The following is a 12,670-nucleotide window of genomic DNA, read 5'->3' as shown; positions in this document are numbered from 1 at the left end:
ACGGAGACTCATTCACTTTAGGGAAGAATTAAATGAATCTCATATTGAAGTCCTCGTTCAGCACGAATGAGCACATTCCCGGAATCATCAATATCGGTTGGCCTAAAATGCGCCACAAACTCCTTATCAATTTTATCAAATGAAATATGAATGACTTGACAGCCTTGAATATCAACAACCGTTGAAAACGGAAAACTTTTCAAAGGCTTCTCGGATTGAATAGCGATTATGTTAGCTGGAAAAGGTCCATCCTCGAACGTACACCCGAAATTAGGGCTCTTACGCTGTTCTACATTTTTTTGCGCATGCAATTGCGTGCACCCCAACAAACAAAAGACAAAAAGTAGGCTGATTTTCAATGTCAAATTTATTTTGTCAAATATCTGCGTTTTTGTATGATTTTTCACCGTCCTCTTTTAGTTTTATCTCTAAAATTAATTTTCAATTGTTGGGAATTTCCCATAAGTTTATCAGATTCTTTAAACCTATTTTATAAAACCTATGGAGTACCGGAAATTAGGAAAAACGAATGAACTCGTTTCTGTATTGGGATATGGAGCGTCTCCGCTAGGAAACGTTTTCGATGTTGTGGATGAAAAAGAAGGGATGCAGGCGGTACATTATGCGATTGATCATGGTGTTAATTTTTTTGATGTATCTCCATTTTACGGAATTACTTTAGCGGAAACGCGCTTGGGAAAGGCATTAAAAGGAAAGCGTAATGATTTATTTGTCGCGACCAAATGCGGTCGTTACGACCTGCAGGTTTTTGATTTTTCGACCAAGCGAATCATGGCCAGTATTGATGAATCCCTGCAGCGCTTACAGATGGATTATGTCGATTTATTCCAATTACATGACATCGAATTTGTATCCAAGGAGCAAATTTTAAATGAAGCCATGCCGGCAATTGAAAAAATAAAAGCTTCTGGTAAAGCGCGGTTTATTGGCATTACAGGCTTACCTGTTCGTTATTTAGCGGAAATTGCGCGGCAAATTGAACTTGATACCGTCCTTTCATGGGCACATTACAATTTGCTTCAGGATGAAATAAATGACGAACTAGTTCCTTTGTCCAAAGAAAAGGGCTTTGGTTTAATGAATGCGGCTCCACTCATGCAACGGATTTTGTCAGATGCAGCACTTCCGGCCTGGCACAATGCCCCAAAAGAGATGTTGGCAATCCAACCCACTCTCCTTCAAATTTGTAAAAAATATGGCGTTCGTTTGAGTGATGTGGCCATGCGTTATGCGATGGATCATCCAGACATAGCGACGACTATTGTGGGCATGTGTCGGTTGAATTCGATCCAACGAAATATTGCTTCTTTAGATTTTAAAATTCCGGATGGGATTTTAGCGGAATTGGCAAATGCCATTGCCCCGGTTAAAAATTTAATGTGGTTTGAGGGTCAGCCAGAAAACAACCTCCCTCATTCAAAAACACGATGAAAGCATTATTTTTAACGGCCATAGGCCAAACAGCGATTCGGGAAATTGAGAAACCTCATTTGGGCCCCAACGACGTATTGATAAAAATCGGGATGGTAGGATTTTGCGGGGGAGATTTAAATGGATTTAAGGGACTTTTTGAGTTACAAGAATACCCAAATATATTAGGCCATGAAGTGGGTGGAACCATTGAAGAACGGGGGGATATGGTACCGGACTCATTCAAAATAGGGAATAAGGTGACAGTTTATCCGTATTTAAATTGCGGGAAATGCATTTCATGCAGAAAAGGTCACCGAAATGCATGCCAAGACAATAAAACCATGGGTGTTAGACGTCCTGGTGCGATGACTCGATACGTCGCCATTCCATGGCAGGATTTATTTGCGTCGGAGAAACTTTCTTTAAAAGAATTAGCTTTAGTCGAACCATTGACCGTTGGCTTTCATGCCGCCGCCCGTGGAAGAGTGAGCAATCAAGATCGGGTAGCCGTAATTGGGTGTGGGATTGTGGGTATGGGGGCTATTGCTTCCGCGGTAAATCGCGGTGCTGAGGTAATTGCCATTGATATCGATGATTCAAAAATGGCCATCGCCAAAAAAATCGGAGTGGCGCACACAATCAACACAAGTCAGGAGGATTTACATGAGGCGCTAATGCGCATCACCGATGGAGACGGGCCTGATGTCATCATCGAGGCGGTGGGAAATGCATTAACCTATCGTGCGGCGGTTGATGAGGTTGCTTATACCGGTCGCGTCGTTTGCATCGGTTACGCAAAATCGGCTGTTGAATTTAACACTGGACTATTTGTTCGCAAGGAAATCGAGATTTTAGGTTCTCGAAATTGTACGACGGAGTTTCCGGAGGTCATTGCCTACTTAGAAGCGGGTAAATTCCCTGTTGATGACGTAATTTCAAAAATAGTTTCTTTATCAGATGCAGGTGCTGCCTTAGCTGATTGGGCGGCAAATCCGAAGGGAATAACAAAAATTATGGTTGATTTTGACCAAGCATAATATGATAAAATCGTGTGCAACGATTGCCTTGGTACCTGAAATAAAAGTGGGCCCTTGGATTTATTGGGATGATTTAGAAGCAAGTTTAGCGCATGCGGCTTCACTAGGATTTGATGCAGTTGAATTATTTACCGCTTCGGGAGATGCCTTTGATGTGTCAAAAACTAAACTCCTATTAGCCAAATATCAGTTGGCACTAGCCGCCGTCGGAACGGGTGCAGGCAAGGTAATTCATGGATTAACCTTAACGGATCCGGATGCAGTTATTCGAAAAAAGGCACAAGAATTTATAGAAAAAATGATCACGTTTGGTGCGGCATTTCATGCGCCTGCCATCATTGGTTCGATGCAAGGAAATGTGGTGGCTGGAGTAGAAAGAGAACAAACAATGGATTGGTTGGCATCCGGCTTAACCCATTTAGGAAAGTATGCGGATAATTTAAACGTTCCGCTTATCTATGAACCATTAAATCGATATGAAACAAATTTGATTAACACCCTTGGAGATGGGGTGGATTTTCTAAGCACGCGGGAAATATCGAATGTGGGATTATTAGCGGATTTATTTCACATGAACATAGAGGAGGTTGATTTGGCAGCGAGCATTCGCGCGGCGGGTGCGTATGTTATTCATGTACATTTTGCGGATAGCAATCGTCGGCCAGTAGGAAATGGACATGCTGATTTTCATACTGTGGCGCAGGCTCTTAAAGAGATAAATTACAAAGGTTTTGTTTCTGCGGAAGCTTTTCCATACCCTAATTCAAAGGATGCTGCCACGCAAACTATTCAATCATTTACGTATTATTTTAAACAATAAGCATATGCAACGATTTTGTTTGGCATTGGATTTAGTGGATGATCCAGCATTGATTAAGGAATATGAACATTTCCATGCTCCAGGGAGTGCATGGCCGGAGGTGACCCAGCATGATATAGATGCGGGCGTATTAAACATCGAGATATTTCGAACTGGAAATCGAATGTTTATGATTTTGGAAACTGTGGATGAATTTACCTTCGAAAAGAAAGCTGAATTTGATGCAACTAATCCTAAAATCGCGGCATGGGAAGCCTTGATGTGGAAATTCCAAAAGCCCCTACCTTGGGCAGGGAAGGGCGAAAAATGGATTTTAATGGATCGGATTTTTAAATCGTAGGGGATTTTTCATAAAATACCTAGTAAAATAACTTTGTCTTCAAGGAGTGAATTAAATTGCTTAATTTAAAAGTTGGGCAAAAATCAATTTTCTATATCCGAGCAACGAATCTTTTTAGTGACGTTAAAAGATAAGTTCTTTTAATGGAGACCAAGACTTAGATTAATCACAATTTTACAGACAAAATTTAGATTAAAGCCAAATTTTTTTTGACCAGCTAAATTAAATTTTGTTGGCAAGTAAATTCAAAATGACAATTTATTGTGCTTTGCTAAGAAAAATTATAACTATCCTTGCTCAACCTAGGACAGTCCTTTGAATTTAAAAATGGAATATCGTTTATAAAATTAATTTATAAACCAATTTTCTATGAAAAAGATTCAACTAACATTGTTGTTTATGTTGTTAATTTTCCAAGGATTTGCGCAAAGTTTGCAAGTTAAAGGAAAAGTAAGTTCATCCGATGGCACTGGAATACCAGGCGTTTCGGTGACAGAAAAAGGGACCCAAAATGGCAGTGTAACAAATGCTGATGGTACCTATGCGATTAAAATTAGTTCAGGGGAAAACGCTGTAATTAATTTTTCATCTGTAGGGATGATAAGTAAAACAGAATCGGTCAGAAACCGTGCGACCATTGACGTAACTTTATTAGATAATTCGGAAGAGTTGTCCGAGGTAGTTGTCGTAGGTTATGGAACGCAAAGAAAAAGCGATTTGACCGGAGCTGTAGGTACAATCAAAACTGAGGCAATTCAAGAACGTAGATCCGCATCTTTAAATCAAGCAATCGCGGGTCGAGTAACCGGTGTTAACGTATCTGTCAATTCAGGACGTCCCGGGGGTCGTTCCAATATCAGAATTAGAGGTAATACATCGGTCAGCGTAGCCAATAATCCATTGTATGTTATAGATGGAGTAATATTAGTTGCTTCAGATTTAGCTAATGGTAGTACGCCAATAGATTACTTAAATGCAAATGATGTATCATCTATTGAAATTCTAAAGGACGCATCTGCCACGGCGATTTATGGTGCCAGGGGAGCGAATGGTGTTATTTTAATCTCCACAAAACGAGGAAGCCAAGAAGGCGGAAGAATTAGTTATGATACTGATTTCAGCGTCGGCGTGCTACCTAGAAAAATTCCTTTATTGAATTCAGCGGAATTTTTACTTGTTGAAGATCAAGCTTATGTGAATGCAAAAAAGTATGATCCAGTAGGATTCGCAGGTGGTAAATATACAAATCCAGCTACAAAACGGAATAATCCACTCTTATTTGACTCGAGTGGAAAGCCTTTATATGATACAGATTGGCAAGATGAGTCGTTAAAGCCGGCGCTTACGCAAAATCACCAACTTGGCTTTTCGGGTGGAAATAGCAAAGAAAGTTATGGCCTTTACCTTGGCTACAGAGATGAGGATGGATTGATGAATGGTTCGTATTTGACTAGATATTCATCCCGATTTGTATTGGATAGCCAAATTAAACCTTGGTTAAAGGTGGGTGGAAGTCTAAGCTATAATGTTCAAAATGAAAGTCAGGTGGATCCATTGGGTAATGGAGGCATCGTCGCCATGCGTCAAGTTTTAGAGGCACTTCCAATTATTCCTGTAAAATATCCTGATGGAAGTTGGGGAAGCAATGAAAATTATCCAGGAATGGAGGGGGGTGGAAACCCTATTCAAGTTTCCGAGGAACGTTTGTTTCTTTTAAAGACACAATCTTTTATGGGTAATTTTTATACCAATATTAATTTGGCAAAGGGTCTTGAGTTAAGAACAACTGTTGGTGTTAATATCATCAACCAGGAAACTAATTACTATGGCGGTCGCACATTGAATTATATATCGAGAAATCAAGGTGGAGATGCTGCATTAACCTCCGATCGTCATAACTCGTGGCAAATAGAGAACTATCTTACTTACAGTAAGAAAATTTCGCAGGATCACTCGTTTGTTGCTATGTTGGGTCAAGCACTTCAACATGTAGACCGAATGAATTTTACGGCTAGAGCTCAAAGATTTCAAGATGACTATTTTCAATTCAATAACCTGGGAACAGGGGCTGTTACACCAGCTTCATCCTCAAGTTTGAGTGCATACGGATTAGAGTCTTATTTCGGGCGTTTTAATTACAACTTAAAGGATAAATATTTATTAACATTCACGGGGCGTGTAGATGGGTCATCTAAATTTGGATCTGAAAATCGCTACGCAGTTTTCCCATCTGCAGCCTTAGCTTGGAAAGTAATCGAAGAGGACTTTATGCAAGATATTCCTTTTGTGTCTAACTTGAAATTACGGACAAGTTATGGAATAACTGGAAACTCTGAAATTACAGCTTATCAGTCATTGGCTGGTTTAGGAAATTACGCCGTAATCTTCAATAATTCACGGCAGGTTGGTATTGGAGTCAACCGTCTAGCAAACCAGGATTTGCGTTGGGAAAAGACGGCGCAAGTTGATTTAGGTCTAGAACTAGGATTGATTAATAATAAAATCAATATCGAAGTAGACCTTTACCGTAAATTAACATCAGATATGTTATTGAGTGCTCCTGTACCTTCAAGTAGTGGATTTACCACTGTGAGTAAAAACGTAGGAAGCATGGAAAATCGCGGTTTGGAAATAGGAATTAATTCAGTCAATATAACGACACCAAATTTTTCTTGGAATTCTAATTTCAACATTTCATTCAATCAAAATAAGGTAGTCGAATTAGCAGGTGGTTCAGACATATTTCTAGGTGCGACAATTGTTCGAGTAGGTGCGCCTGTAGGTTCATTCTTCGGCTATGTGAATCAAGGAACTTACACAGTAGCAGAGGAAGGTCTAGCTTCAAAATACCTTAAAAAACCAGGTGATATAAAAAATCAGGATACGAATAATGATGGTAAGATTAATGATAATGACCGGGTAATTATTGGTAAAGGAATTCCAGATAGCTTCGGTTCATTCATTAATACATTCACTGTCAAAAACTTTGAGTTAATGGTTGACCTACAATTTATGTCTGGAAATGATGTTTTATGGCGGAGTAAACATTCAGCTGAGGATAGAGTTGGAATTGCGAATAGTTTCAAAACTGTTTTAAACGGTTGGACGCCTGCAAACCAAACCTCGACATTGGCGGAATTACGTCCTGTTTCAGCAGGTTATAATACATTCAATGATACAGATAAAATAATAGATGGATCATTTATACGTGGCAGAAATGCTGTTTTTTCCTATAAATTTTCACCGGATGTAGTAAGAAAAATGAAATTAAGTAAGCTAAGAGCATTTGTCTCGGTACAAAATTTCTTTTTGGCCACAAAATATCCAGGATATGATCCTGAGGTAGCGAATTCAGGAGCTGCATTTGATCAAGGATTCGATCTTTATGCGTATCCTAAAGCAAGGACATTTATGATTGGTTTAAATATTGGTCTTTAATTATCACATTTAAATATTACTAAGATGAAATTCAATATAAAAAAGTACTATTTATTAATAATCAGTTCATTATTAATATTCAGTGGATGCTCTGAGTTTTTAGAGGAACCCGACAAATCAAATTTTACAAATGAAAATTATTTTACCAAACCTGAGCATGCTGAGAGCGCCGTAAATTCAATTTATCAAGATTTACAACCAGTACTAGTCAGTGGATTTGGTGGTGGCCCTTGGATGATGACTGAGTTTGCGACAGGACTTGCTAATACTGAACTTGGGCAAGCCCAAAATTCAATTTTTGTAAGAAACTTAAATAATAATTCAGATAATGGCTACGGCCAAACCTATTGGACTAGCTATTATAGGGGAATTGCTAATGCTAATTTGGCCATTGCTAAAATTCCGGGTATACCGATGAATGAAGTAGCAAAGAAGAAAAGTTTAGGAGAGGCAAGATTCTTAAGAGCATTATATTATTTTGAACTCGTAAGGATTTTTGGGTCAGTTCCGTTAATAACTGAACCTGTTGGCTTAGCATCTAAGGATCTTTATCCCAGTCCAGCATCTGTTGAAAATATCTATAAGGTAATTGAAGGCGATTTACTAGAAGCAGAAAAATCTGGATTGGCGGCTAGGGATGCATCAGGCCGAGTTTCTATTGGGGCCGTTAAATCACTACTTTCAAGTGTTTATTTAACAATGGCCGGATTTCCATTAAACAAACCTGAAAATTTTGCTAAGGCAGCTGAAAAAGCGCTCGATGTGATGAATTCTAATCAGTTTTCGCTTTTCACCTCTTATGATGATTTACATCTTCCGTCAAGAAAAAATAGCATTGAAAATATTTTTCAGGTTCAGTATTTGGAAAATATTATACCTTCAAGTCTGCAAACGGCTATTATTCCATACAACCAAGGCATATCCAATTATAATGCTGAAACAGGTGCAATATTTGCAAATAAAGAATTTGTAGAGTCCTATGAGAAAGGCGATAAACGGGCGGCTGAAAAGCAATTCTATTATACAAGTTATACCTTAAAGAGTAACCGTAGCCTATCAAAAAATTTAGGTGGTTATTATATATTTAAGCATTTTGATGTTGTCGCTCAAACTTCGACAACAAGTAGCGGTTTAAATTGGACGATATTACGTTATCCAGAAGTATTATTAAACTACGCTGAAGCAGCAAACGAAGTGAGTGGGCCTACGCCGGCTATTTTAAATGCGGTTAATTTGATCAGAAAAAGAGCTGAATTACCTGAATTAACTGGTTTAACAAAAGCAGAATTACGCGAAGCTATTTGGAGAGAAAGATGGTATGAGCTAAGTTTTGAAAATAAAACTTGGTACGATATGGTCAGACTACGTAAGGCATTTAATGTTTTTACGAAAAAATTCGAACCATACGTAGGACATAAATTCTCTTACGGTCCAACTCTTGCCGAAAAGGAACTTCTTTTCCCAATACCAACTGCTGAAATAAGAAACAATAATAAGTTAAAGCAAAATCCGGGATACTAATTTGAATAATCTGATTTAAAGACGAGGCCCTCTATTTTTAATAGAGGGCCTCGTCTTTATTTTAAGTCTATAGAAAGTGTAGTATAATTAACTTAACTACCACCAACAATTAACTACCGCGTTTAAATGTCAGATTTGTTTAATCCTCCCACGTATCAGTTCTGAATAAATTAACCGGTAAGCCCTCTTTGCTGAACAAATTAGGCATATCATCATTTTTAAACGCATAGCGCACCGCGACAGGTTTAGGAACTTCTGGGCTAGAAACCGTTAACACAGAGCCACTAATTTTACCTTCTGCTGGATAAAATTTACGATCCTCTCCAGCAATCATCAGGTGACTAGGATCGCCATCTTTTGATACAAGTTTACTCGTTATCTCGCGGAAATAAATCTTAATTTTTCCATTTTCAATCTTTAAACGATCGTATTTAGGATAGAAAATTGGTCCTGCCTCCTGGCCATAATGTTTAACCAACGCTAAATTAGCAAAGCGATTAGCCACTTCAATTTTGATTGTAGGATGTATATTACTCACGTCAGGAACCAAATCCGACAATACAACCATTGCTGTATTCTCTAAGGCTAAATTTTTCGTTTGAGCCTCTCTCAATTTCGCACCATTGATGTTATCGCCATATTTGTTGTAAGGTGCGATTTGAGCAAAATAAAAGGGGAAATTTTTGTTGAATGCCGACCGCCATGATAGGATCAAATCGTTCATTAATTCAGTATAGGTGCGATATTGGCCAACATTACTTTCTCCTTGGTACCATAAAACACCCGCAATATTGTAGTTGACAATCGGTGCAATCATGGCATTATAATTCATTCCAATAATACTTTGATTATTTTTTATCGCTTGAACCAAATGCGGTTTTTTCATCACAGAATCCCGAGCAATCCAAACTTCCGCTTTTGTTCCACCCCAATTCGAACTAATAAGCCCCATCGGAACCTTCAATTGAGCATGTAGTTTTTTACCGAAAAAATATCCAATTGCAGAAAAGGCTTTCATGTCAGTAGGATTACACACCACCCATTTAGCTCGTACATCCTCTTGTGGATATTTAGCCGTGCCTTTGGGAATGTAAAAAAACCGGATTTGATCATTCGTGGCATTAGGCATCTCATCTATAGACTCTTGTAAATTCTGAGATCCACTCCACTCCATATTACTTTGGCCAGAAAATACCCAAACTTCACCAAAAACAACATCAGAAACGACTAATGAATGTCCACTTGTTTTGAAGGTAATGCGGTGATTTCCACCCGCTTTCGGCGTATTAATTTGCAAGGAAAAATGGCCTAAAACCGACTTCGTTTTGTACTGCGTTGTGTCCCAATCAACAGTCACTTTAACTTCCTCAGCGGGATTAGTAGTCCATCCCCACAAAGTAACTTTTGCTTTTTGCTGAAGGACCATGTGATCGCCAATAATCGCGGGTAATTGGACATCCGCTTGCAATCTGAAAGCAAAAAACACAAACAATAGACATAATTTTTTCATGATAAAAGGTTTAGATTTAAACGTACACTTACTTCATCAACTGGATATTGAGCGAGTTGAACAATATATTAACCGAACTCGAACATCTAAAAGATTCCCAAAAATTACGAAAAATAATTAATACCTAATCATCATCATCTTTTTTTGGTGTCGGGTAAACAAATGCCGCGCGCGTAGGACCAGGATATGGAATTTTATCCCCTTTTAGCCCGTGCCATAGAACAATGTTAAATGCTACATCATTGTTCGTGTCTTCCTTTTCAAAATTAAATAATTCAGATTTACGCTGCCATTCATTCTTTACCACGTTTTTAGCCTGTAAATCAACGTCAGGCACGATCGCTTTAAAATCACTCGGCTTCGCAACCGCATCGAAACAACGCCACATCGGCATAGCAGCAGCATCATATTGCGACATCGGATTTAAGCCTAAAATCAATTCCATCGTACGCAACATGGAACTGGTGGAATAGGCTGTATGATCAATGAAATTTCGTTTCACAAATCCTCCTGCCACATAAGCCGTACTCCGGTGAGCATCCACATGGTCGGCACCATTTTGTGCATCATCCTCCAAAATAAAAACGGCTGTTTCATTCCAAATTGGACTTTGCGAAAGCGTTTCGATCAATTGCCCCACCGCCAAATCATTGTCCGCCACATGGGCATATGGCGTAGGCCGACCGATTCTAAGCCCTTCCGTATGATCATTACCTAAACGTAACGTATTAAATTGTGGAACTCGATTTTCCTTTACCATGGTCTCAAATTCCGTTTTCCAAATGCGTAAACGGGTGGTATCCATAATCGATAAATTATAGCTCGGGAAACTTGGATTAAAATGCTTCTCCAATGCAGGAATAGCTGCCTTCCCATTGCTCACAAACTCACCATAGCTTCTATATGTAACTCCATAACGATTACACATATCCCAGATATAACCATTTTTGTTGAGGACTACATTTTTTTCTGCCTCACCGTAAATTCCACCTCCTTTGGCGCCATAACTGGTGGGCCAACTCTTCTCCATGTAATCCGTGGCGTAAGCCCCCATGGACCAATGATGCCCATCGGCACTAACCTCCGCGTCAACAAAAAAGTTATCTAATAGAACAAATTTTTCGGATATGGCATGTTGGTTGGGTGTATACTTTTTACCAAACAACAATAACGTTGTATCGCCGTTACCGCCATTTACATCAGATAATACTTGATCGTAGGTGCGATTTTCTTTGATCACATAAAAGACATATTTGATGGGAGACTTCTGCCCCATTTTCATTGGGATCGGATAGCCAGGTGCCTCTTTATCAGCAAGTTCTGATTTCGACGGACTAAAAGATGTGTTGCGATAAACAGCTTTTGTATAGGCCTGAAGGTCTTTTTCTGTAGGCGAAGGGATAATGCTCATGGAACCCTTGAACATAGAACCAATATATTGTACCTGCTTTGGAGCATTCATATCAGCACCGTGTAATATCACTTCTTGGCCATTTTTTATCGGCCGAGGTCCATACGGATTAGCTAGGGAAGTATTCCCTTTTCCATTGGCAACCCAAATTTTATTATTGATAAACTTCACCTGCGTTGGGAACCAACCCACCGGAATGAATCCCTTTGAGCGACTTTTTCCTAGTACGCTGACATCAAAAACAGCTAAACAATTATTATCCGCATTAGCGATGTACAAGGTTTTTGTACGCGAATCAATAGCCAAACCATTCGTTGTCGACCCCGATGGCGAGTTTGCATACAACGCTGCATCCAAGGTCTCAATTACTTTTTTAGTTGGCACATGAATAACTGAAACGGTATTATCATTGGCATTGCATACATACAATAGTTTCCCATCCTGACTAAGCAGCATCTCATTGGGGTTGTCACCTACGGCGATTGACTGTTTCCAAGCTTGTTTGTTTAGGTCAAAAATGAGTACTTGGTTACAACCCCAACACGAAATATACAATTCTTGTCCGTTGGCACTAATCACCGACATATATGCCTCACCGTCCAAACCAAATTGCTTTTCGATTTTTTGTGTGTTGGCATCAATAATGTATAAACTTCGATTGTCACGCGTAACTACGTAAATTTTCGCGCGTTTTGAGTCGTAGGAAATACCTGAGGGGGCAATTCGATTAGGCCATGCGGCACCTAAACTAATTTCATCTTTTTTAGTCAGCTTTTGCTGAATGATTTCATAGCGAACAATCTTATTATCATGACCTGCAGCGGCATATAAAAAGTGATCATCTGGGCTAAAGGCAAGTCCATACCATGCTTTTGGAATGATAACGGAATCAATAACTTGCTCCGATTTAACATCGATAAGTAGTATACTATGTGCGCTGACGCCATTATTCGTCACGGCAACAAGCTTTTTTGAGGTACTGGTAGCCACATTTAATGGTAAATCACCTAAGGCAAACGATTTACCTGCAGGGCTTAATTTCCAGCCATTGGGCAAGGAAACAATGGGTGACATTTTCTGCGCAGAAATAGCAAAAATATTACCTAAAAATAAGAGAATTAGTACGTTGGTTTTCATCCGATTATCATTTAAAATTCAG

The 12,670-nt window shown here is 39.1% G+C and carries 9 protein-coding genes; 6 read left to right on the top strand and 3 right to left on the bottom strand.

Annotated features, from left to right (window positions below; all coding sequences use genetic code 11):
• Positions 1–17: 17 nt before the first annotated feature.
• Complete coding sequence (locus ACIQ6T_RS04045) at positions 18–407, bottom strand: hypothetical protein (protein ID WP_395784494.1); 390 nt, start codon at positions 405–407, stop codon at positions 18–20.
• 94 nt (positions 408–501) lie between these two features.
• On the opposite strand from ACIQ6T_RS04045, the gene ACIQ6T_RS04040 reads away from it, so the two are divergent.
• From ACIQ6T_RS04040 to ACIQ6T_RS04015, 6 genes are all read left to right on the top strand, one after another.
• The gene (locus tag ACIQ6T_RS04040) at positions 502–1,452 is read left to right on the top strand and encodes an aldo/keto reductase (protein WP_395784492.1); all 951 of its coding nucleotides are present in this window, start codon (positions 502–504) and stop codon (positions 1,450–1,452) included.
• Entirely contained in the window at positions 1,449–2,471 is a 1,023-nt protein-coding gene (locus ACIQ6T_RS04035; protein WP_395784490.1) for a zinc-binding alcohol dehydrogenase family protein, read from the top strand. Before ACIQ6T_RS04040 ends, ACIQ6T_RS04035 begins: the two co-directional genes overlap by 4 nt.
• Before the next feature lies 1 nt (position 2,472).
• Positions 2,473–3,291: a TIM barrel protein gene (locus ACIQ6T_RS04030; protein ID WP_395784488.1), complete on the top strand. Its 819-nt coding sequence runs from the start codon at positions 2,473–2,475 to the stop codon at positions 3,289–3,291.
• A 4-nt stretch (positions 3,292–3,295) separates the two neighbouring features.
• Positions 3,296–3,631 (top strand): L-rhamnose mutarotase, encoded by a 336-nt coding sequence (locus tag ACIQ6T_RS04025; RefSeq protein WP_395784486.1) that lies wholly within the window; start codon positions 3,296–3,298, stop codon positions 3,629–3,631.
• A 369-nt stretch (positions 3,632–4,000) separates the two neighbouring features.
• Positions 4,001–7,069, top strand: coding sequence for a SusC/RagA family TonB-linked outer membrane protein (locus tag ACIQ6T_RS04020; RefSeq protein ID WP_395784484.1), 3,069 nt, complete (start codon positions 4,001–4,003; stop codon positions 7,067–7,069).
• 24 nt (positions 7,070–7,093) lie between these two features.
• A complete protein-coding gene (locus ACIQ6T_RS04015) occupies positions 7,094–8,590 on the top strand; it encodes a RagB/SusD family nutrient uptake outer membrane protein (protein ID WP_395784482.1) in 1,497 nt (498 codons plus the stop codon).
• Positions 8,591–8,729: 139 nt separating this feature from the next.
• Here the strand turns inward: ACIQ6T_RS04015 and ACIQ6T_RS04010 are convergent, their stop codons facing one another.
• On the bottom strand, positions 8,730–10,100 hold the full coding sequence (locus ACIQ6T_RS04010; protein WP_395784480.1) for a sialate O-acetylesterase: 1,371 nt from the start codon (positions 10,098–10,100) through the stop codon (positions 8,730–8,732).
• Positions 10,101–10,224: 124 nt separating this feature from the next.
• On the bottom strand, positions 10,225–12,648 hold the full coding sequence (locus ACIQ6T_RS04005) for a beta-propeller fold lactonase family protein (RefSeq protein WP_395784478.1): 2,424 nt from the start codon (positions 12,646–12,648) through the stop codon (positions 10,225–10,227).
• Between the last annotated feature and the right edge of the window lie 22 nt (positions 12,649–12,670).

This window comes from Aquirufa sp., assembly GCF_044377215.1.
Classification (GTDB): Bacteria; Bacteroidota; Bacteroidia; order Cytophagales; family Spirosomataceae; genus Aquirufa.
This window is presented reverse-complemented; position numbering and strand designations above follow the sequence as displayed.